This window comes from Streptosporangium nondiastaticum (assembly GCF_003011965.1).
GTDB lineage: Bacteria > Actinomycetota > Actinomycetes > Streptomycetales > Streptomycetaceae > Streptomyces > Streptomyces nondiastaticus.
This window is the reverse complement of the sequence record NZ_PXWG01000010.1, coordinates 37,335-58,465: the sequence shown is the minus strand read 5'-3', so window position 1 is coordinate 58,465 and position 21,131 is coordinate 37,335. Positions and strand designations below refer to the sequence as shown.

Genomic DNA, 21,131 nt, shown 5'->3' with positions numbered 1-21,131 from the left:
CTTGTGAGCGCTGTGCGGCTTGAGTGCACGAACCCTGTTCTGCTCGTTTTGCGCGCGGTAGAACAACAATGAGCGACGAAGGCGCCACGGAAGATGACGCCGGAGCGCGACGAGGACCACGACGACCGGCAGGAGGGGGACCCGCATGCGCCCCCGCTGGCCGCGCCGCGTCTTCGCCCAGGTGCTGCTCGTCCAGCTGCTGATCATCACCGGGGTCACCGGGCTCGCCGCCGGCCTGTTCCTCGCGCCCCTGGCCGCCCAGCTCGACGACCAGGCCGAGCACCGGGCCCTGACCATCGCCCGGGCCACCGCGGCCCAGCCCGGCATCGCGCAGAGCCTGCTGGCCGGTCCGCCCTCCCCCGGCGGGCCGGTGCAGGCCGACGCCGAGCGCATCCGGCTGGCCACCGGCGCGAGTTACGTCGTGGTCGTCGACACCCGCGGCATCCGCTACTCCCACACCGTCCCCGAGCGGATCGGGGAGCGCGTCAGCACCGACCCCGGCAGCGTCCTCGGCGGCCGGGAGTGGACGGGCATCGGGAGCGGCACGCTCGGCCGCTCCGCGCGCGGCAAGGTGCCCCTGCGCGACGGCGAGGGGGCCGTCGTCGGCGCCGTCTCCGTCGGCATCGCCTACGACGACGTGCACGCCCTGTTGCTGCGGGCCGTGCCGGGCATCCTCACGTACGCCGGCGCGGCCCTCGGCGTGGGCGCGATCGCCGCGATCGCCGCCTCCCGCCGGCTGCGCAAGCGCACCCACGGCATCGAACTCACCGAGATCTCCGCCCTCCTGGACGAGCGCGAGGCCATGCTGCACGGCATTCGCGAGGGCGTGGTCGCCCTCGACAAGGACGGCCGCGTCCGTCTCGTCAACGACGCGGCCGCGCGGCTGCTGGGCATCGGCCGGGACGCCATCGGCCACCCCCTGGACGGCGTGCTGCCGCCCGGCCGCACCACGGACGTGCTGGCCGGCCGGGTGACGGGCACCGACCTGCTGACCGTCCGCGACGGGCGGGTGCTGGTCGTCAACCGCAGGGACACGGCCGGCGGCGGCACCGTGGCGACGCTGCGCGACCGCACCGAGCTGGAGCAGCTCCGCCGCGAACTCGACGGCACCCGCGGCCTGACGGACGCCCTGCGCGCCCAGGACCACGAGCACGCCAACCGCCTGCACACCATCGCCGGGCTCCTGGAGCTCGGCCTGCACGAGGAGGCCGCCGACTTCGTCGCCGAGGTCACCGGCGCGCACCGGGCGACGGCCGAGGAGGTCACCGAGCGGGTCCGCGACCCGCTGGTGGGCGCCCTGCTGGTCGGCAAGAGCGCGGTCGCGGCGGAGCGCGGCGTGGCCCTGCGGGTGAGCCCGGCGACCCGGCTGCCCGACCGGGTCGTGGACCCGCGCGACCTGGTCACCGTGCTCGGCAACCTCATGGACAACGCCCTGGACGCGGCGGGTTCCCACCAGGCGGCCGGTCCCCCGTTCGTGGAGGTGGAGCTGCGGGCCGTCGGGGAGACGCTCGTCGTCCGCGTGGCGGACAACGGGCCCGGCGTGCCGGCCGCGGTCCGTGAACTGGTCTTCACCGACGGCTGGTCCACCAAGGAGGCCGCCCCGCACCGCCGCCGCGGGCTCGGCCTCTCCCTCGTACGGCGGCTGGCCGAGCGCTACGGGGGCTCCGTGCGGGTGGGTGAACGGGAGGGCGGCGGCGCGGTGTTCACCGTGGAGCTGCCCGAAGCACTGCGCTCGCGGCAGCCCAAGCAGCTCACTCGAAGGGGTGAACGATGATCGATGTCCTGGTCGTGGACGACGACTTCCGCGTCGCCGAGATCAACGCCGCGTACGTGGCGCGGGTCCCCGGCTTCCGCGTCGGCGCCAAGGCCCACAACGCGGCTCAGGCCATGGCCGTGCTGGAGAAGGGCGGCATCGACCTGGTGCTGCTGGACCACTTCCTCCCGGACGAGACCGGCCTGTGGCTCGTCCGCCGCCTGCGGCAGCTCGGCGACCTCACCGACGTGATCATGGTGACGGCGTCGCGCGACGTCGCGACCGTCCAGGCAGCCATGCGCTACGGGGCCCTGCAGTACCTCGTCAAGCCGTTCACCTTCCCCGGGCTGCGGGTGAAGCTGGAGGCGTACGCGCAGCTGCGCCGCACCCTCGACGACGCGCAGGAGGCGGGGCAGGACCAGGTCGACCGGATCTTCGGCACGCTGCGCACGGCCGCCACCAGCACGCCGCTGCCGAAGGGCCACTCGGCGCCCACGGCCGAGCTGATACGCCGGGTGCTCTCGGACGCCGCGTCCCCGCTGTCCGCGCACGAGGTCGCCGCCCGGTCGGGGCTGAGCCGCTCCACGGCGCAGCGCTACCTGAAGCGGCTGGAGGAGTCCGGACGGCTGAGCCTGACCCTCAAGTACGGGGAGACGGGCCGTCCGGAGCACCGGTACGCGTGGATGGGCCGGTAGCTCCGCCGCTCCGTGGACCGCGATGCGTGACGCGGCTCCGGTGCCGTGGCGCGGCTGCAGTGCCGTGGCAGTGCCGTGACGCGGCTCCAGTGCTCTCGCCGCCTCCGCCGGAGGCGTCACGCCGCGCCGGCGCCGGTCAGCGAGCGCACCTCCGTCTCGGCGTGCCCGGCGGCGTCGGCCGGTTCGGGCGAGGTCACCGTGCCGAGCCAGCCGGCGAGGAAGCCCAGGGGGACGGAGACGAGGCCGGGGTTCTCCAGCGGGAAGTACGCGAAGTCCAGGCCGGGGAAGACCGCCCCGGGGGCGCCGGAGACGATCGGTGACAGGACGACGAGCGCCACGGCCGGGACCAGCCCGCCGTAGACCGACCAGACCGCGCCTCGGGTGGTGAACCGCCGCCAGAAGAGCGAGTAGAGCAGCACGGGCAGGTTCGCCGAGGCGGCGACGGCGAAGGCGAGCCCCACCAGGGAGGCGACGTTGAGGTCCTGGGCGAGCAGGCCGAGCCCGATGGCCACCGCCCCGGTGCCGGCGGCCGCGGCCCTCGCGACCGCCACTTCGCTGCGGGGCGTACGGGCGCGGCGGCCGAGCGTCCGGTACAGGTCGTGGGCCACCGAGGCGGAGGAGGCCAGCGTGACCCCGGCGACGACGGCGAGGATCGTGGCGAAGGCGACGGCCGCGACCACGGAGAACAGCACCGTGCCGCCGGTGGACCCGGGGCCGCCGCCCAGGTCGAGGGCGAGCAGCGGCACCGCGTTGTTCCCGCCGGCTCCCGCGGCCCGCACGGCGCCGGAGCCGAGCACCGCGGCGGCGCCGAAGCCGAGCACGACGGTCATCAGGTAGAAGGTGCCGATGAGCCCGATGGACCAGATCACCGAGCGGCGGGCGGCGCGGGCCGTGGGCACCGTGTAGAAGCGCGAGAGGATGTGCGGCAGCCCCGCGGTGCCGAGGACGAGCGCGAGGCCCAGGCTCACGAAGTCCAGCCGGGAGGTCCAGTCGCCGCCGTACTTCAGGCCGGGGGCGAGGAAGGCCCGGCCGTGGCCGCTGCGATCGGCCGCGGTGGTGAGCAGGGCGGAGAGGTCGCCGTGGAAGCGCAGGAGGACGAGGACGGTGAGGGCGGTCGTGCCGCCGAGCAGCAGGACGGCCTTGACGATCTGGATCCAGGTGGCGGCCCGCATGCCGCCCAGGGTGATGTAGACGACCATCAGCACGCCGACGCCGACGACCGTCCAGGCGCGGGCCCACGCGCCCGTGCCGCCCAGCAGCAGTGTCATGAGGCTGCCCGCGCCGACCATCTGGGCGACGAGGTAGACGACGGAGACGGTGACGGAGGAGACCCCGGTCGCGATCCTGACCGGCCGCTCGCGCAGCCGGGTCACCAGGACGTCGGCGAGGGTGAACCGGCCGCAGTTGCGGACGAGTTCGGCGACGAGGAAGAGCACGACGAGCCAGGCGACGAGGAAGCCCACGGTGTAGAGGATGCCGTCGTAGCCGTAGAGGGCGATGAGGCCGGTGACGCCGAGGAAGGAGGCGGCGGACATGTAGTCGCCCGCGATGGCGAAACCGTTCTCCATGGGGGAGAAGAGCCGGCCGCCCGCGTAGAACTCCTCCGGGGAGCCGCGGCGGCCGCGGCCCACCAAGGTGGTGATGGCCAGCGTGACGAGGACGAAGCCGCTGAACAGGGCGAGGGCCAGGACGTGGTGGGCGCCGGTCATCGGTGCTCGCCCCGCGGACGGAGGGCGGGGGCGCCGGCCCGTCGGGCCTGCGGGACGCCGGGGACGGGGGCCGGTGCGGGGACGGGGACGGGCGCGGCGTCCTGGCGGGTCTCCAGGCTGACCGCCCAGCGCAGCTCCAGCGCCGCCGGGTCCCGGTGCAGCCGGGCGTGGCGGGCGTAGGCCCAGGTGAGCAGGAACGTCGTGGCGAACTGGGCGAAGCCGGCGACCATCGCGACGTTGAGCGCGCCCGCCACCTGGCGGGCCATCAGGCCGGGTGCGGCGATCGCCGTCACCACGTAGGCCAGATACCAGAGCAGGAACGCGGCCGCCGCGGGGAACGCGAACCGGCGGTAGCGGCGGCGCACTTCCCGGAAGGCGGCGCCGCGCTGGACCTCGCTGTAGATGTCCAGGGCGGTCGGCTGAATCGTTCCGGCAGCGCTTCCCCCGGAACTGCGTCTGTCGTGCTTCTCCACCGAACTCTCCTTGGGTCGCCGGGCCCGGCCGACCGGTGTCACCCGCCGTCAGGGACCCAAGGATGGGCGGAACGCCGGTGCCCGGGCCGGGCCGTCGGCCCGACGTTCACCCCATCAGGTGATGGATGAGCCCGGGGGCCGCGCGATGCCGTACTGGAAGGCGTAGCGCATGGCCTGGGCGCGGTCGCGCACGCCCGTCTTGGCGAAGAGGTTGTTGATGTGCGTCTTCACCGTCGCCGTGCTCACGTGCAGCCGCCGGGCGATCTCGGCGTTCGACAGGCCCTCGGCGACCAGCGACAGCACCTCCGCCTCACGCGCGGTGAGCCCGTCGGGGAGCTCCCGGCGGACCGGGGACGCGGCCGCCGGGAACGAGGCCGGCACCGCACCGGCGGGCGGGCCGGCAGGCGCGGCACCGCCGGCCGCGGCGGGATCCGAGAGCCGTTCCAGGAGCCGCCGCTGCACGTTCGGCGACAGCCCGGCCTCGCCCGACATCACGTGCCGCACGGCCCGGACGATCTCCTCGCCGCCGGCGTCCTTGGTGAGATAGCCGCGCGCCCCCGCCCGGAGCGCGGGGAACAGCGAGTCGTCGTCCGCGTAGGTGGTCAGGACGACGACGTGCGTGGCCGGGTGCTCGGCCCGGATGCGCCGCGTGGCCTCCACTCCGTCGCAGCGGGGCATCCGCAGGTCCATCAGCACCACGTCCGGAGCGTGCTCGGCTACGAGCCGCACCGCCTCCTCCCCGTCGGCCGCCGCACCGACGACCTCAATGCCGGGGAGCAGCCCCAGCAGCATCACGATGCCCTCACGCACCACGGTCTGGTCGTCCGCGACGACGACCCTCGCGATCTCGCCCGCACCACCGCCGGTGCCCACAGCACCGCCACCCGTCACGCGGGCACCCGCAGACGCACCACGAACCCCTCCTCCCCGGACCCTGCCGGCCCGGCGTCCAGCGTGCCGCCCAGCAGCTCGGCCCGCTCCCTCATCCCCAGCAGACCGTACCCGGCGCCGGCGGCCCCCAGTTCTCCCGACGCTCCGCGCGCCCCCCGGTCGCGGACCCACAGCTCGACCCACCCCTCCAGATAGGTGAACCGCATCTCCACCCGTGCACCCGGGGCGTGCTTGCGCACATTGGTCAGCGCCTCCTGCGCGACCCTGCGCACCGCCAGCCCGGCCTCGGCCGGCAGGGCCCGCGGCTCCCCCGTCACCTCCAGCCGCGTCCCCTCCCCCGCCGCGGACTCCCGCAGGAACTCCTCCACGGGACTCAGCTCCCCGCGCAGCGCGGACAGGGCCTGCCGGGTCTCGGCCAGTCCCTCGCGCGCCATGCTCCGGGCCGCCACCACCCGCTCCAGCACCCGCTGCGGGTCCTCACCGCGCTCGATCAGCAGCCGGGCCGCCTCAAGGTGCACCATCTGCGCGGACAGGCTGTGCGCGAGCACGTCATGGATCTCCCGGGCGATCCGGGCCCGCTCGGCCAGCGCCGCCGACTCCGCCTCCGCGCGCCGCGCCGCCCGCTCCTGGGCCAGCAGCCGGAACCCGGCCCCCCGCGCCTCCTCGTCCAGCCGGAGCGCGTAGCCGACGAAGGGCAGCGCCACCACCGTGCCCACGATCACCAGCGGCCGCTCGGTGCTCGCCAGGGCGTAGGCCCCCATGGCGACGGCCGAGACGCTCAGCGCGTGGAGGAGCGGCAGCCGCTCCACAGCGATCACGACGGTGCTGCCCCAGAGCACGGCGGCCGAGGTGTGCTCCCCGGCCAGCTGGGCGGCCGCTCCCACCCCCAGCAGCACCCCGAGGAGCGCCAGGGAGAGCCCCGGCCGCCGCGCCAGCGTGGCGAGGAAGTAGCCCCGCATGGCGGCGGCGCAGGCCAGGAAGCCCGCGGCGAGGGCCGCGTACCCCCAGCCGTGGAAGGAGCCGTTGCGCAGCGCCCCCCAGAGCACCAGGGCCGCCAGGACTCCCCTGACGCCCCACGTCATCACCTGCCGGCGCCTCGGCACCCCGACCCCGGAGAGGGCCTCGCGGGCGGGCCAGGCCGTCCAGTTCTCCATCGGCACGCGCGATCCTTCCACCCTGCAGCCGGTGTCAGCCGCCGGCCGTGACACGGTACGCCGGGCGTATGCCGTGGACGCGGTGGAGGACCACGGCGCTACGGGCCAGCAGCACGGCGGCGACGGTCACCATCGTCGCGGAGCTTCCCTGGTGGACGCCCGCCAGCGCGCCCAGGCCGTGCAGCCCCAGCCTCAGGGCGGCCCCGCCGAGCCATATCGCGGCCGTCGCCCTGCTGCCCTGGGCCCAGGTCTCGCCGGACGCGTCCGCCCAGACGCGGCTGCTCCACGCCCAGGCGGCCCCCGTGGCGAGCCCGGCCAGGACCCCGCCCGCCAGCAGTCCGGCGGACACGGCCCGGTGCGCGGGATCGATGAGCCCGGGCTCGCGCACGGCCAGGAAGACCAGTACGGCCGGCAGAACCCACCAGCTCCTGGCGTCCGTGCTCACCCGCTGCGGCCGGACCTGCCGGACCAGCGTGAGCACGACAACGGCGACGATCACCAGACCATTGGCCATACCCGGCATGAGGAGCCTCCGCGGATCCCGGAAAAGCGCTGACGACGAACGCTTCCGAAACTACGGATCCGGCTCCCGGCGCGGATCGGAGCACGGGTGGGTCCCGGGTGGAGATGCACGACGGTGCTCCCTCCACCCACGGGTGGAGAGAGCACCAGGGAGGTACCCGGGAGGGACAGCCCTGGAGGGACCGTCCGGGAGGGACGGGTCAGGCGTCGATGCGCGAGCGGTCGAGGGTGGCCGCGGAGTTGGTGATGAACTCCTTGCGCGGCGCCACCTCGTTGCCCATCAGCAGGTCGAAGGTGCGCTCCGCCGCTTCCAGGTCGCTGATGTTGATCCGCCGCAGGGTGCGGTGGCGCGGGTCCATCGTGGTCTCCGCGAGCTGGTCGGCGTCCATCTCGCCGAGGCCCTTGTAGCGCTGGATCGAGTCCTTGTAGCGCACGTTCTTCCGCTCCAGCTCCAGCAGCGTCTGCCGCAGCTCGTTGTCGGAGTACGTGTAGATGTACTTGTCCTGCCCCTTCTTGGGGTGCGTGAGCTCCACCCGGTGCAGCGGGGGGACCGCGGAGAAGACCCGGCCCTCCTCGACCATGGGCCGCATGTAGCGCTGGAAGAGGGTCAGCAGCAGGATCCGGATGTGCGCGCCGTCCACATCGGCGTCGGCCAGGAAGATGACCTTGCCGTAGCGGGCCGCGTCGATGTCGAAGGTCCGGCCGGACCCGGCTCCTATCACCTGGATGATCGCGCCGCACTCGGCGTTCTTCAGCATGTCGGAGACCGACGCCTTCTGAACGTTGAGGATCTTGCCGCGGATCGGCAGCAACGCCTGGAACTCGGAGTTCCGCGCCAGCTTCGCCGTACCGAGCGCCGAGTCGCCCTCGACGATGAACAGCTCGCTGCGCTCGACGTCGTCGCTGCGGCAGTCGGCGAGCTTGGCCGGCAGCGAGGAGGACTCCAGGGCCGTCTTCCGGCGCTGGGCCTCCTTGTGCTGCCGGGCCGCGATGCGGGTGCGGGCCGCGGCGACGACCTTCTCCAGCACGGCCCTGGCCTGCTGCTTGGCGTCGCGCTTGGTGGAAGTCAGGAACGTCTTGAGCTCCTTCGCGACCACGTTGGCCACGATCCGGTTCGCGGCGGAGGTGCCGAGCACCTCCTTGGTCTGCCCCTCGAACTGCGGCTCGGCGAGGCGCACCGTCACGACGGCGGTGAGCCCCTCCATGGCGTCGTCCTTGACGACGTCGTCCTCGGCGACGCGCAGGAGCTTGGAGGAGCGCAGCACCTCGTTGACGGTCTTGGTGATCGAGCGCTCGAAGCCCGTGACGTGCGTGCCGCCCTTGGGGGTGGCGATGATGTTGACGAACGACTTGACCGTGCTGTCGTAGCCCGTGCCCCAGCGCAGGGCGATGTCCACGCCCAGCTCGCGGGTGACCTCGGTGGGGGTCATGTGGCCGCGGTCGTCCAGGACGGGCACGGTCTCCTTGAAGGTGCCCTGCCCGCTCAGCCGCAGCACGTCGCAGACGGCCTTGTCCTGCGCCAGGTACTCGCAGAACTCGCTGATGCCCCCGTCGTAGTGGAAGACCTCCTCGGTGCCGGCTTCGCCGTCGAGGCCGCGCTCGTCGCGGACGACGATCGTCAGGCCGGGCACCAGGAAGGCCGTCTGCCGGGCGCGCCCGTAGAGGGTCTCCAGGGAGAGCTTGGCGTCCTTGAGGAAGATCTGGCGGTCCGCCCAGTAGCGGACGCGGGTGCCGGTGCGCGCCTTGGGGATCTTCTTCCCCTTGAGCAGGCCGTTGGCCGGGTCGAAGGGGGCGTCCGGGCCGGACTCGGTGAAGATGCCGGGGACGCCGCGGCGGAAGCTGATGGCGTGGGTCCGGCTGTTGCGGTCGACCTCGACGTCCAGGCGGGCGGAGAGCGCGTTGACCACCGACGCGCCGACGCCGTGCAGACCGCCGGACGCCGCGTAGGAGCCGCCGCCGAACTTGCCGCCCGCGTGCAGCTTGGTCATGACGACCTCGACGCCGGACAGTCCGGTCTTGGGCTCGACGTCCACGGGGATGCCGCGGCCGTTGTCGCGCACCTCCACGGAGCCGTCGTCGTGGAGGATCACCTCGATGCGGTCGCAGTAGCCGCCGAGGGCCTCGTCGACGGAATTGTCGATGATCTCCCAGAGGCAGTGCATCAGGCCGCGGCTGTCCGTCGAGCCGATATACATACCGGGCCGCTTGCGGACGGCTTCCAGGCCTTCGAGGACGAGCAGGTGCCGCGCGGTGTAGTTGGACCCGTCCCGGTCTGCCCCGGTGAGCAGCGCAGTGGACGGCACGGACGTTTCGGCGGTCACGCGGGTTCGCTCCTCGCTGAATTTCTTTTCGGCCCCGGTCGGGCGGACCGGCGGCCCGGTTGCCGTTCAGAGGGTACCGATGCCTGGTAGAGCCTTTGTGCAGCCACCCGTGGGAACGACCATGCTAGTCGAGCCGTCGATCACACGTTCGATGACACGATGGAGTGACGTGCACATCACGTTCCCTTGGAGGCATGAACCATTTAGGCTCCGGGCACGTCCTCAAGAACACCGGCAAGCCGGCCGGGAGGACGAAAGCCCCCAGCGATGTGAAACCGTAGGCCCACGCAATACGGCTCATTCGCCGCCAACCGTCAAGATCTGGCCGACTCGGAAGCGACTCGGAAGGAACTTTCGAGGAAAAGCCGTGAGCGGGAACGTTTTCGGCCTGGTTGGATGTTGACCCTGGTACGACAGCTCGTCGAGCTAGAGAAGAGGCGACGTGACTACTGTTCTGACCCCCGCGAGCCCGCTGACGGCCGCTGACCGCTGCGACCGGTGCGGCGCTCAGGCCTACCTGCGCGTCGTTCTCATGAGCGGCGGTGAACTGCTCTTCTGCGCCCACCATGGACGCAAGTTCGAGCCAGAACTCAAGAAGATCGCCGCGGAAATACAGGACGAGACGGAGCGGCTCACCGCCTCCCCGGCGTCTGCGCCCGACGAGGACCGCTGAGTCCGTAGCGGAACGCTGACACATCGCATCCGACGACGAGCGAGGTCCGGCCACCCTGTGCCGGACAGCCGCGGGCGGCTGCCCCCACTGCGGGGGAAGCCGCCCGCTCTCGTACGCCCCGGGGCCTGGGCTCGGTCTTGACCCCCTTGCCGGCGGGCGGCCTGTGGGGCTGCGCCGCGGGCGGCTGCCCGGGCGTCACAGCGGGCTGAGTGGCAGGCTGCTGGGCCGGAGCCTCCGGCCGTGCCCCGTCGGGGCTGTGCGAGGCCACGAGGGCCGTGTAGGCCGAGATCCGGGTGTACACGCCCGGATACAGGGGCTGGCCGCAGCCGGCCCCCCAGGACACCACGCCCACGACCTTGCCCTTGGCCACCAGCGGTCCGCCGCTGTCGCCCTGGCAGGCGTCCCGCCCGCCCAGCGGCATCCCGGCGCACAGCATGGACGCCCGGCGGTAGACCCCCTCCGCGCTGCCCGGATAGGCCCGCTCGCACGCCGTGTCCTGCAGGACGCGCACGCGCGCCCCGCGCAGGATGTCCGAGTAGCTGCCGTTGCCCACGACGTCCCCCCAGCCGTAGACGGTGGCCTGCCCGCCCACCTGGTACGCCGGGTCGCCCTGCTGCGCCATCGGGATCACGTAGCTCTCCGGCACCGCGTTCTTCAGGGTGAGGACGGCGATGTCCCCGGCGTTGCTGCTGGGGTCGAAGCCCGGATTGACCCAGGTCTCCTGCGGCTCCACCTCCGAGCCGCCGACGCCTCGCAGGTCGTCCCGGCCGATGATGACGCGCAGGTCGTTCGCCTCGTTCACGTCGACGCCGAGCACCTCGTGGCTCAGGCAGTGCGCGGCCGTGACGACCGTTCTGCGGGCCACGACGACGCCGCCGCAGAACTGCCCGGCCCTGGCGGGCCCGAACCGCTGCCGGCTGCCCAGGGCGACCACCCAGGGCGCCTCGGAGCTCCTGACGGCCTGCCCCCCGACGACCGCACGGTCCGCCACCGCCGGAGCGGGGACCGCGACCAGTAGCGCGATCGTCCCGGCCAGCAGGCAGCTCAGCGAACGCATACAGTCTCCTGACTCTGCGGAGTTCCTCGTACACCAAGAGTCAACCCGCACGGCCTGCGGCGCATCCGGAACCTGGACGGCATGCCTCCGGATCCGTCGCACTGTCACCCGTACAGCCCGCAGGGCCCGGCGCCTCTTCACGAGGTGCCGGGCCCTGCGGGGACTGCTGCGTACCGCTCCGGGTCTAGTCCAGGTAGTCGCGGAGGACCTGGGAACGGGACGGGTGGCGCAGCTTGGACATCGTCTTCGACTCGATCTGGCGGATGCGCTCGCGCGTCACTCCGTAGACCTTGCCGATCTCGTCGAGCGTCTTCGGCTGGCCGTCGGTGAGGCCGAAGCGCATGGAGACCACGCCCGCCTCGCGCTCGCTGAGCGTGTCCAGGACGGAGTGCAGCTGCTCCTGGAGCAGGGTGAAGCTGACGGCGTCGGCCGGCACGACCGCCTCGGAGTCCTCGATGAGGTCACCGAACTCGCTGTCGCCGTCCTCACCCAGGGGGGTGTGGAGGGAGATCGGCTCGCGGCCGTACTTCTGGACCTCGATGACCTTCTCCGGGGTCATGTCGAGCTCCTTGGCCAGCTCCTCCGGGGTGGGCTCGCGGCCCAGGTCCTGGAGCATCTGGCGCTGGACGCGCGCGAGCTTGTTGATGACCTCGACCATGTGCACCGGGATGCGGATGGTGCGGGCCTGGTCGGCCATCGCGCGCGTGATGGCCTGGCGGATCCACCAGGTCGCGTACGTGGAGAACTTGTAGCCCTTGGTGTAGTCGAACTTCTCGACCGCACGGATCAGACCGAGGTTGCCCTCCTGGATCAGGTCCAGGAAGAGCATGCCGCGGCCGGTGTAGCGCTTGGCCAGGGAGACCACCAGACGGAGGTTGGCCTCCAGGAGGTGGTTCTTGGCGCGGCGCCCGTCCTCGGCGATGATCTCCAGCTCGCGCTTGAGCTTGGGGGCGAGCTTGTCGGAGTTCGCCAGCTTGTCCTCGGCGAACAGGCCCGCCTCGATGCGCTTGGCGAGCTCCACCTCCTGCTCGGCGTTGAGGAGGGGGACCTTGCCGATCTGCTTCAGGTAGTCCTTGACCGGGTCGGCGGTGGCACCGGCGACGGCGACCTGCTGCGCGGGAGCGTCGTCCTCGTCGTCGTCGGAGAGGACGAAGCCCTTGTTCTCGCCGGTCTCGTCCTCCTCCTCGCCCTTGCCCGGGGTCGGGGTCTCGTCGACGAGGTCCTCGTCGAGGAGTTCGTCGGCGTCCTTCTTCGCGGCGGTCTTCTTGGCCGCCGTCTTCTTGACGGCGGTCTTCTTGGCCACCGTCTTCTTCGCCGCCGCCTTCTTGGCGACGGCCTTCTTGGCGGGCGCCTCCGCGCTCTCGTCGTCGCCGTACGCCGCGGAGGCGGACGTGGCGGACGCCGAGGACGCGGTCTGCCTGGCCGTGACCGTCTTGGAGGCGACGGCCTTGGTGGCGGTGCGCTTCGCCGGGCTCTTCGCTGCGACGCTCTTGCGGGTGCGCTTGGGCGCCTCTGCGGCACTGACCATCAGCGTCACACCCTCCTCGTCGAGGACCTGGTTGAGGCTGCGCAGAACGTTCTTCCACTGGGTTGGCGGAATCTGGTCAGCCTCGAAGGCCCGACGCACGTCGTCGCCGGCGATCTGCCCCTCGGCCTTTCCCTGCTCGATGAGCGCCATCAGAGACTCGGATTCGGCGATCTCCGGCGGGAGCGTACGGGATGTGCTGGCCGACACGAACAACCTCTCGGAACGATGGAAACGGCTTCCGGCCCCGGCCCGCCCTGATCGGGGAACCGGTTCCGACGACCGCCGGCTAAGGATGAACCGACGGCGCGCGGGTGATGGGATGCAGACGGAGACAGCGCCCCGGACGAGGCCGGTATTCCCTCCGCGTCCACCACCTCTTTAGTCATCGCACTGCCTCAAGGAGCGTTACGCCCAATCCTCGTGGCCCGAGTCACACCCCAAACCGGAATGAATGCCTGCTCAACTGGACAGAACACTCCACTTCCTGGCGTCCCGGTCCGAGTTCCGGGAGGGGCGCCCGCGCCACCGGACGGCTCACGCGTGCGGCCGCGCATCCGGCCGCACGCGTGGGCCCTGGCCCGGCCCTGCGCGTGCGGCCCTTCCGTACGACCCCACTCGTACCGTCCCGCTCCTCTCCGCGGTCAGTGCTCGCGCGGTGCGGGCACCACGCGCTCGACGTCCGGGTGGGCGATGAGCAGCTGCCGCATGGCGGCCTCGGCCCCGGCCCCGTCGCCCGCGCCGACGGCGTCGACGATGCGGAGGTGGTGCCCCACGCCGGCCTCGGTGGGACGGTCACAGCCGCCGGAGGGCGCGCCCGAGACGTGCAGGGCGGAGGACACGATGCCGGCGAGGTGCTCCAGCATGCGATTGCCGGCGACCTGCAGGAGCAGGGAGTGGAACTCGGCGTCGGCGCGGGTGAAGGTGAGCGAGTCGCCCTGGGCCAGGGCGTGGCCCATGATCTCGGCCATGTCGGCCAAGCGCTGCTGGACGTCCTCGCGGCCGTGCCCGGCGGCGAGGCGGGCGGCCAGCGGCTCGATGGTCCAGCGCAGCTCGCACAGCTCGCGGCGCTGGTCCTCCCGCTGCGGGCCGAAGGCCCGCCACTCGATGATGTCGGGGTCGAGGAGGTTCCAGTCGCTGACGGGGCGGACGCGCGTGCCGACGTTGGGGCGCGCGCTGACGAGGCCCTTGGCCTCCAGGACGCGCAGGGATTCGCGAACGACGGTCCGGGAGACCTCGAAGCGCTGTCCGATCTCCTCGGGGACGAGCGGGCGGTCCGCGCCCAGGTCGCCCGAGACGATCATCTGGCCGAGCTGCTGCACGAGCTGGCCGTGCAGGCCCCGGCCCCGGCTGCCGGCGGCCCTGCGGCCGGCACGGCTCAGCTCCGCCTCGCCGTCCCAGGCGGGCGGTGCTCCGCGGTCGGCCCCCGGGGCCTCCGCATAGGAGTAACGGTCAAGCTCGCCCGGGCCTGCGAGGCCGGAGTCGGCGGGGCGAGCCGCGGTCATCATGGTGTGCGCAAGGGTACTCACGCCTCCTTTGTCGGCGACACCTCGAGGTCCCTTGAGGTCTTTGGTGAAAAGCACACGAAAGGGTGATCGCCCATTACCTCACAATTGACGGCCAAACGGACAGAATCGGGCACTCTCCGAGATGGCTCATATGCGGAGCGTGACGGCGACGGCCCGGGAACTCCGCACGTGGGAAGGGGTGCCGGGACCTCCGCCCGGCGCGGCGGCGGCCCTCACCGCGGCCTTCCGCGGAACACGGCGAGGACGTAGGCCCCGAGAAGCGCTCCGAGTGACAATGCGAGCGCCCAGCCGACCGGTTGGGAGACCAGCCGCAGCGCCGTCGAGACGCCCCGGTCGACGCCGGAGGGCCACTGCACGACCGCGGCGGAACGCAGCCGCTCCGGCAGCCCGACGAGCGAGCGGGCCGCGGGCTCGGCGAGAACGCTGCCGAGGACGGGCACCACGAGCGTCGGCACGGCCAGCACCGCGACCACACCCAGAGCCGTCGACCGGAACAGTCCGGCGGCCAGCAGCCCCGCCCAGGCGCAGCCCAAGGTCAGGGCCGTCCAGCCCGCCAGCAGCACGGCCCAGTCGCGCGGGAGGGAGACGACGTCATTGCCGAAGAGCAGCCCGAGGGCGCCGGCGTCGAGGAAGAGGGAGGCGAGGGCGAGCAGCACGGCCGCCACGGCGGTGACGGTGAGCTTGGCGAAGAGCAGGCCGAGGCGGCGCGGGACGGTGCCCTGGTCCGGGGCGAGCGCGGGATAGCGGAACTCCTGGCCGAAGGCGAGGGCGCCGACGAGGCCGGCCCCGAAGACGGCGGGGGGCAGCGGCAGCAGGGCCGGCCAGCCCGTGAGCACGCGCGGCTCGGGAGCGCCGCCCGACCTGGCGAGGAGGACGGCGACGAGCAGGGAGGCGGCGAGGGAGGCGGCCGCCACGATCCAGCCGGTCCGCACGCCGGTGGCGCGGCGCAGTTCGTACCGCAGCGGCCAGGCCGGGTCGGGGGCCGGGAGACGGGGCTGCAGGCGCGGGAGCTGGACGGGGCCGGCGGCCGCGGCGTCCTGCTCCTCCGCGCGCACACCCTCGGGCGTCCCCGCCGGGGGCGGCGCGGACGGGGCGGGCCTGCGGCCGTCGGCCCGCAGCAGCGGGGGTACGGGGCCGGTGTCGCCGATCTCCTCGGTCAGCCGGTGGAGGAGGATGCCGTGCCGGTAGGCGGTCTCGCCGACGACGGCGCAGGTGCTGCCGTAGACCGACAGCTTGCTGCCGCCCTCCTGCACGACCTCCACGGCCTGCCCCGGCTCGGCGGCCGCCGCTTCGTCAGCCTCGGCGGTGAGGGCGTGGGCGAGGCGGCCGGCCAGCGGCGACTGGACGGCGACGCGCGGACGCAGGCGGGTGCGGGAGAACTCGGCGGCCTCCTGGTCGGCGACGAGGCGGCCCTCGTCGATGGTGACGACCCGGTCGGCGATGCGGGCCGCTTCCCTGGGGTCGGGCGAGGTGACGAGGACGGCGCCGCCGTGGTCCGCGTACGCCCGCAGCATGCCGTGCAGCCAGGCCGTCTCGCGAGGCGAGAGCTCGTGGGCGGGCTCGTCCAGGACGAGGGTGTGGGGGTCGCCGAGGAGGGCTGCGGCGAGGCCGAGGCGGCGGTCCATGCCCAGCGAGAAGTCGCCGAGGCGCTGGCCCGCCAGGCCGGTCAGGCCGACGACCTCCAGGACGTCGTCGGCGCGCTCGGCGGGGACGCCCGCGGCGGCGCTGAGCATGCGCAGGTGTCCCCGGGCGGTACGGGCCGGGTGGCCGGGGACGTCCCCGAGGACGACGCCGATCTCGCGGGTGGGGTGCGGGACACGGTCCAGGGGGCGGCCGCGGAAGAGGGCGACGCCGCGCCCGGGGTCGAGGCGCAGCAGGAGGCGCAGGGCGCTGGTCTTGCCCGCGCCAGGGGCACCGAGCAGGACGGTGACCCGGCCGGGGCGGGCCTCAAAGGTGAGGTCGTCGACGGCGGGGAACCTGTTGCGCTGGGGGGCGCTGGTGAGTCCGATGGCCTGGATCATGGCTTCTCTCGCGGGGCGTGAGACGGCTCGGCGGCACCCCTCGGCCCGCTCGGTGACCGAGACGGCCGAGGGCGCAGGGGATCGCTGGGAGGTACGGCAGCACCGTAACCCGGTATGTCCGAATTGCCACGCAATGTAGGCAGTTGTAAGCGTGTCCCCTCATGGGCATGCGCTCGCGCGCATACCCGGCCGCCGGGCGCCGCCGCGACGCGCGGCCCTCCCGGCAGGGGTGGTGAGGCGGCGAGGGCCGCCGAGGACTATGCCTCGGGGCGCAGCATGGGCGGGTTGAGGAGCGTGGCCCCGCCGGCCCGGAAGAGCTGGGCCGGACGGCCGCCCTGGCGCGTCGTCGTCCCGCCGGTGGGCACCAGGAAGCCGGGGGTGCCCGTCACCTTCCGGTGGAAGTTGCGGGGGTCGAGGGCGACGCCCCACACCGCCTCGTAGACCCGGCGCAGCTCGCCGACGGTGAACTCCTGAGGGCAGAAGGCCGTGGCCAGGGAGGAATACTCGATCTTGGACCGGGCGCGCTCGACGCCGTCGGCGAGGATCTGCGCGTGGTCGAAGGCCAGGGGCGTGACCTGCTCGCCGTCGCGGCCGTAGCCGGCCTCCTGGTCCAGCAGCTCCTCCACCGGCGCCCAGCGGACGCTGCGCGCGTCTCCCCCGGGGCGCGGAGCGGGCAGGTCGGGCGCGAGCGCCAGGTGCGCGACGCTCACCACCCGCATGCGCGGGTCGCGCTTCGGATCGCCGTACGTGGCGAGCTGCTCCAGGTGGGCGGCGTTGGGCAGGACGGGGCCCGCGGGGTCGTGGGCGTTCAGCCCGGTCTCCTCGGCCAGCTCCCGCGCGGCGGCGGTCGTCAGGTCTTCATCGCCCCGCACGAACCCGCCCGGCAACGCCCAGCGGCCCTGGTACGGCGGCTCGCCGCGGCGCACGGCCAGCGCGCACAGCGCATGCCTGCGCACGGTGAGCACGACCAGGTCGACGGTGACAGCGAAGGGCGGAAAGGCCGACGGGTCGTAGGGCATGACGCGATCATAGTCGTCTTCCTGACGATAAACAGGGTCTTGCGGAGGGCCGGGGAGCGCCCCCTCCGCGAGCCTCGGAAGCAACCCGCTCACACCCCCAGCTGCAGGCCGTCGGCGGCTTCCTCGACCATGCCGAGGCCGAGCCTGCTGATCCGCATCGCGAAGGGCTGCTCGGCGATGCGCAGCCCTGTGAACCGGAGTGCCCCGAGCGGCGCGGTGTGCAGCGGCCGCACCGCGACGCAGCCCGCCGGGGCGTCGGGCCGCAGACCGGCGAGCGCGGTCAGCAGGTGCACCACGCCCGCGGCGGCGACGGCCGCGGGACGGCAGGCGGCCGGGTGCGGCAGCGGCGCGCTCCCGGCCGTGCGCTGCTCTCCCGCGTACATCTCCGGCAGGCGGTGCCCGAAGGCGGCCGCCGCGTCCAGGGTGCCGCGCAGCAGCGCGCCCGCCTCCTTCTCGTATCCGGCGGAGGCCAGGCCCGCCACGGCCACCGCCGTCTCGTGGACCCTGACCGCACCGCTGCGGTGGCCGAAGGGGTTGTGCCCCGGCTCCCTCGCCCCGAGGCTGCGCAGGCCCCAGCCCGAGTCGAGCGCGGGCCCGCCGAGCAGCCTGGCGAGCTGTTCGGTCTGCACCTTGTCGAGCAGGCCCGGCGCCTGCATCCCCCCTCCCAGCAGGCCGGTGTCGAGGAGGTGGGCGGCGGCACCGCCCAGGTGCGGTATCCGGCGCCCTTCGGGCGTGCGAGCGGCCGCGGGGCGCCCGCCGCCCGGGTCCTCCACCCAGAACTCCTCGCGGAACCGCCCGCGCAGGTCGGCCGCCCAGCTCCGCCAGTGCTCGGCCCCGGGGCGGCCGTAAGCCTCCAGGAGATCGGCCCCGAGGAGGGCCGCGCGGTGGGCGTGCGCCTGCGTCTCGCACCGGTACGGCCCGCCGGGCACCGGGTCCGGGAGGTAGCCGTCCTCGCCCGTGGCGGTCTGCAGCCAGGAGAGGCAGCGCTCGACGGCGGGCAGCAGCGCCTCCGTCTCCCGGTCCGGAAGCCCCCACCGGCGGGCCTCCGCCAGGACGACGGGGAACAGCAGTGTGGCCTCGATGCCGGTGCAGCCGGGGGGCAGGTGCGCCCCGGCGTGGCGCAGGGCGCCGGGGATCCGCCCGCCGTCGGGGCCCGGGCCCGCCAGCTGCGTACGGGCCAGGGTGCGCAGCGTCCCGGCGGCCAGCCGGACGCCGAGGGGCAGCGTCATCCGCGCCGCCCACAGGGCCTCGGCGGGGGCGAGCCCGCAGCGCCAGGGGACGCCCGCCGCCAGATGGACGTCGCCGGGGCTGCCGGGGTCGCGCACGAGCAGCGCACGGAGATCGTCGAGGGCGGCGGCGAGCAGGGCCCCCGCCCGCGGGTCGTCGCCCTCCGCCTGCGGGTCGCCCCAGGGCACGGTGGCGGGGCGGCCCGGGGAGACGGCCGCCTCGGGCTGCCGGACCTTGCCGGGCTGCTCGGGGAGGACGCGGAGCTCGATGCTGCGCGTGCCTCCCGGCGGCAGCTCGATCTCCCAGCACAGCAGCCCGGCAGACGCCAGGGCGTCCCCCGGCGGGGGATCGGCGGTGACCGCCGCCTGCGCCTCCGTCGTGGACCACCGCAGGCCGGAGGCATGCACTCCGGCGGGGACCTCGGGCCCGGCCGCCCCCGCCGCGACCGCGCCCAGCTCCGCCAGGTCGGTGCCGAGCGACACCTCGACGGGCAGCCGCAGGGCACGGGCCGCGGTGCTGCGCAGGGCGATCCGCTCGACGCCCTCGGCCGAGCGCAGCCTCTCGACCGTGACGGCGGGGTCGGGCCCCGAATCCGCGGCCGTTCTCACGGCGCCGACGAAGCGGGCACGGTCCGCGCCGAGCATCCGCCCCTGTACGGGCAGCGGCTCGGCCCCGCCGACCCTCAGCCTGCAGCGGGCCAGGAGCCGGCGCCCGCCTCGGTAGAAGCCGTCGAGCCCCTGCCCGGTCATCTGCCCGTGCTCCCCCGAGATCGCCAGGGCCGGCAGGGCGACGCAGATCATGGCCGTGTGCACGGGCTGCGGAGCGGGCGGACGGCCCTGGGCGGCGCGCTGGGGCGGCGCATGACGGGGCCGGGGCGGCTGGCCATGGGGGACGGTGCCTTGCACTTGACTGCGCTCCCCTGTGGGTTTCACGGACCGGGACGACGGACAACGTTTGCGGGCCACACGGATGAACGGCGGCGGGCCCGCCGAGGTCACGGTGTGGAGGGCCGCCTGTGTGGGCCATGGGTTCACTGCGGCCGCTCCTCCCGGCTGCGGTCCCCCTTCCGGAGGCTCCTCCGCCGCGTGCGGGGCTTGCCTGCGGGCCCGGCCGGGCCCGCGGGGCCGGTGCTGCCCGCGGGGCCTCCGGGCCGCGACCGCCGGCGCGTGCTCCGCGTGCCGCCTGCGCCTTGCGCCTCCGGGGCCGCCGAGGAGGCCCGTGCCGCCGCTTCCATGCGCTCCACCTCGGCCCGGACCGCGTCCTGGAGGGCCCGGTCGGCCCCCTCCTGCCGCAGGCACTGGCGGAGCGGCTCCGGGTCCAGCCCTTCGTTGCAGGCACGGTAGAGCAGCTGGGCGAAGACGTACTCGGGGTCGGCGGCGAGCGCCCGGCTCAGCGCGACCCGGGCCTCCGGCTGGTCGTCGCAGGCCCAGGCCACCCAGCCGGCGAGTGTGACGGGAGCCGCGGCGTACTCCGCGTACGGATGCACGCAGCGGCGGGCCAGGGCGCGCCACACCCGCAGCACGGCGGCGGCGCGCGGCCCCTCCATCCACTCCGCGGCCCGGTCGCGCGTGAGGCGGTCCTGCAGGCCCACGATGACCGTGGCGGCCTCCTCGTCGGTCAGGAGGGAGTCGTCGTACGCGTCGGCCGCGGGCCGGCCGGGGGGTGGCGGCGTCCCGTCGAAGCGGTCCACCAGGGTCCGCGCGACGGCGAGCGTCTCCTGCCGCACGGGTTCGCAGCCGGCGCTGCCGAGGATGCGGGGCACCATCGCGAAGGCCGCGGCGTCGAGCGCCTTGCGCTGCCCCTCCGTCCTCTCCCCGGTGAGGGGTGCGTACCGGTCTTCCATCTCCCGCAGCGTGCCGCGCACCTCGATGCCCGCGTAGGTGGCGGCGGCCGCCATGACCGACGTGCCGGGCAGGGAGAGCGGGGTGCCCTCGGGCGGGCAGCAGCGGGGGTCGGGGCAGCAGTACGACCAGAACCGGCCGTCGGAGATGCACAGGGCCTCGTGCACGGGCATGTCCAGCCGGCCGCAGGCGCGGCGCAGGCTCTGGGCGAACGGGCGCAGGCGCTCCATGACCTGCTGCGGCGTCTGGCCGCCGGCGGTGTCGGGGTCCTGACAGAAGAAGATGATCACGCCCTCGGGGCGGTTGCCGCGCTTGCTGCTGCCGGACAGGAGGGTCTCGGCGAGCTGGTCGCAGACCTCCGGCCACTCCTCGCCGCTGCGCGGGATGCCGAGCCGGAGCCGGCCCCCGAAGCGGCCCCGGTCGCCGTGCAGCGCGACGAGGACCACGCTGTCCGTCGGGTGGAAGCCCAGGAGGTACGGAAGGGCGTCGGCCAGCTCGGCCGGGGAGCGGAGGGTGACCTGCTGCCCGGGGCCCGCGCCCGGCGTGCCGGGCACGCCGGCGGACGGGGAGGAGGGGACGGAGGGACGGGAGGATTCGTTGTGCTGCGTCATGGCCCGAGAGTCCCGCGGGCCCGCCGGAGCCCGCCAGGCCTGTGGATAACTCCGGAATTATGGTCCTACTAATGTTGTGGACAGTGGTTTTCCACAGCGGGCCGGGCGCG

The 21,131-nt window shown here is 73.9% G+C and carries 16 protein-coding genes; 3 read left to right on the top strand and 13 right to left on the bottom strand.

What is annotated here, in order from left to right; genetic code table 11:
- The first annotated feature begins 145 nt into the window (after positions 1–145).
- Both B7P34_RS07095 and B7P34_RS07090 read left to right on the top strand, forming a co-directional pair.
- Complete coding sequence (locus B7P34_RS07095; protein WP_106674949.1) at positions 146–1,774, top strand: sensor histidine kinase; 1,629 nt, start codon at positions 146–148, stop codon at positions 1,772–1,774.
- Entirely contained in the window at positions 1,771–2,448 is a 678-nt protein-coding gene (locus B7P34_RS07090; protein WP_106674948.1) for a response regulator, read from the top strand. The genes B7P34_RS07095 and B7P34_RS07090 overlap by 4 nt, the downstream gene beginning before the upstream one ends.
- A gap of 116 nt (positions 2,449–2,564) precedes the next feature.
- Here B7P34_RS07090 and B7P34_RS07085 read toward each other — a convergent pair whose 3' ends face one another.
- The 6 genes from B7P34_RS07085 to B7P34_RS07060 all read right to left on the bottom strand — a co-directional run bounded on the left by B7P34_RS07085 (position 2,565) and on the right by B7P34_RS07060 (position 9,518).
- Positions 2,565–4,157: a solute symporter family protein gene (locus tag B7P34_RS07085; RefSeq protein WP_106674947.1), complete on the bottom strand. Its 1,593-nt coding sequence runs from the start codon at positions 4,155–4,157 to the stop codon at positions 2,565–2,567.
- Positions 4,154–4,630 carry a DUF485 domain-containing protein gene (locus B7P34_RS07080; protein ID WP_223267585.1) on the bottom strand — a complete coding sequence of 159 codons (477 nt, stop codon included), beginning with the start codon at positions 4,628–4,630 and terminating at the stop codon, positions 4,154–4,156. Before B7P34_RS07080 ends, B7P34_RS07085 begins: the two co-directional genes overlap by 4 nt.
- 114 nt (positions 4,631–4,744) lie before the next feature.
- Entirely contained in the window at positions 4,745–5,521 is a 777-nt protein-coding gene (locus B7P34_RS07075; protein WP_223267584.1) for a response regulator transcription factor, read from the bottom strand.
- Positions 5,518–6,675: a sensor histidine kinase gene (locus tag B7P34_RS07070; protein ID WP_106674945.1), complete on the bottom strand. Its 1,158-nt coding sequence runs from the start codon at positions 6,673–6,675 to the stop codon at positions 5,518–5,520. The genes B7P34_RS07075 and B7P34_RS07070 overlap by 4 nt, the downstream gene beginning before the upstream one ends.
- Before the next feature lie 34 nt (positions 6,676–6,709).
- Complete coding sequence (locus tag B7P34_RS07065; protein ID WP_106674944.1) at positions 6,710–7,198, bottom strand: DUF1453 family protein; 489 nt, start codon at positions 7,196–7,198, stop codon at positions 6,710–6,712.
- 199 nt (positions 7,199–7,397) lie between these two features.
- Entirely contained in the window at positions 7,398–9,518 is a 2,121-nt protein-coding gene (locus tag B7P34_RS07060; protein ID WP_106674943.1) for a DNA gyrase/topoisomerase IV subunit B, read from the bottom strand.
- A 442-nt stretch (positions 9,519–9,960) separates the two neighbouring features.
- Between B7P34_RS07060 and B7P34_RS07055 the strand changes: the two genes are divergently transcribed.
- Positions 9,961–10,191 carry a DUF7455 domain-containing protein gene (locus B7P34_RS07055; protein ID WP_106674942.1) on the top strand — a complete coding sequence of 77 codons (231 nt, stop codon included), beginning with the start codon at positions 9,961–9,963 and terminating at the stop codon, positions 10,189–10,191.
- Here B7P34_RS07055 and B7P34_RS07050 read toward each other — a convergent pair.
- From B7P34_RS07050 to B7P34_RS07020, 7 genes are all read right to left on the bottom strand, one after another.
- Positions 10,151–11,248, bottom strand: a complete 1,098-nt coding sequence (locus tag B7P34_RS07050) for a S1 family peptidase (protein ID WP_106674941.1) — start codon at positions 11,246–11,248, stop codon at positions 10,151–10,153. The two genes, B7P34_RS07055 and B7P34_RS07050, sit on opposite strands and share 41 nt — an antisense overlap.
- Positions 11,249–11,432: 184 nt before the next feature.
- Entirely contained in the window at positions 11,433–12,926 is a 1,494-nt protein-coding gene (locus tag B7P34_RS07045) for an RNA polymerase sigma factor (RefSeq protein WP_223267594.1), read from the bottom strand.
- 491 nt (positions 12,927–13,417) lie between these two features.
- Positions 13,418–14,302, bottom strand: a complete 885-nt coding sequence (locus B7P34_RS07040) for a FadR/GntR family transcriptional regulator (protein ID WP_189382546.1) — start codon at positions 14,300–14,302, stop codon at positions 13,418–13,420.
- Between the two features lie 212 nt (positions 14,303–14,514).
- A complete protein-coding gene (locus B7P34_RS07035) occupies positions 14,515–16,323 on the bottom strand; it encodes an ATP-binding cassette domain-containing protein (protein ID WP_106674938.1) in 1,809 nt (602 codons plus the stop codon).
- A gap of 257 nt (positions 16,324–16,580) precedes the next feature.
- Entirely contained in the window at positions 16,581–17,342 is a 762-nt protein-coding gene (locus tag B7P34_RS07030) for an NUDIX hydrolase (RefSeq protein WP_030368650.1), read from the bottom strand.
- A gap of 89 nt (positions 17,343–17,431) precedes the next feature.
- Complete coding sequence (locus tag B7P34_RS07025) at positions 17,432–19,474, bottom strand: glycogen debranching N-terminal domain-containing protein (protein ID WP_223267583.1); 2,043 nt, start codon at positions 19,472–19,474, stop codon at positions 17,432–17,434.
- 125 nt (positions 19,475–19,599) lie between these two features.
- Entirely contained in the window at positions 19,600–21,021 is a 1,422-nt protein-coding gene (locus B7P34_RS07020) for a DUF4192 domain-containing protein (protein ID WP_106674936.1), read from the bottom strand.
- Positions 21,022–21,131: the final 110 nt, after the last annotated feature.

What these genes read in the sequence shown, in the direction of transcription:
- B7P34_RS07095 (WP_106674949.1), top strand. Translation starts at nt 146, where the DNA reads ATGCGCCCCCGCTGGCCGCGCCGCGTCTTCGCCCAGGTGCTGCTCGTC.
- B7P34_RS07090 (WP_106674948.1), top strand. Translation starts at nt 1,771, where the DNA reads ATGATCGATGTCCTGGTCGTGGACGACGACTTCCGCGTCGCCGAGATC.
- B7P34_RS07085 (WP_106674947.1), bottom strand. Translation starts at nt 4,157, where the DNA reads ATGACCGGCGCCCACCACGTCCTGGCCCTCGCCCTGTTCAGCGGCTTC.
- B7P34_RS07070 (WP_106674945.1), bottom strand. Translation starts at nt 6,675, where the DNA reads ATGGAGAACTGGACGGCCTGGCCCGCCCGCGAGGCCCTCTCCGGGGTC.
- B7P34_RS07065 (WP_106674944.1), bottom strand. Translation starts at nt 7,198, where the DNA reads ATGCCGGGTATGGCCAATGGTCTGGTGATCGTCGCCGTTGTCGTGCTC.
- B7P34_RS07050 (WP_106674941.1), bottom strand. Translation starts at nt 11,248, where the DNA reads ATGCGTTCGCTGAGCTGCCTGCTGGCCGGGACGATCGCGCTACTGGTC.
- B7P34_RS07045 (WP_223267594.1), bottom strand. Translation starts at nt 12,926, where the DNA reads ATGGCGCTCATCGAGCAGGGAAAGGCCGAGGGGCAGATCGCCGGCGAC.
- B7P34_RS07035 (WP_106674938.1), bottom strand. Translation starts at nt 16,323, where the DNA reads ATGATCCAGGCCATCGGACTCACCAGCGCCCCCCAGCGCAACAGGTTC.
- B7P34_RS07030 (WP_030368650.1), bottom strand. Translation starts at nt 17,342, where the DNA reads ATGCCCTACGACCCGTCGGCCTTTCCGCCCTTCGCTGTCACCGTCGAC.
- B7P34_RS07020 (WP_106674936.1), bottom strand. Translation starts at nt 21,021, where the DNA reads ATGACGCAGCACAACGAATCCTCCCGTCCCTCCGTCCCCTCCTCCCCG.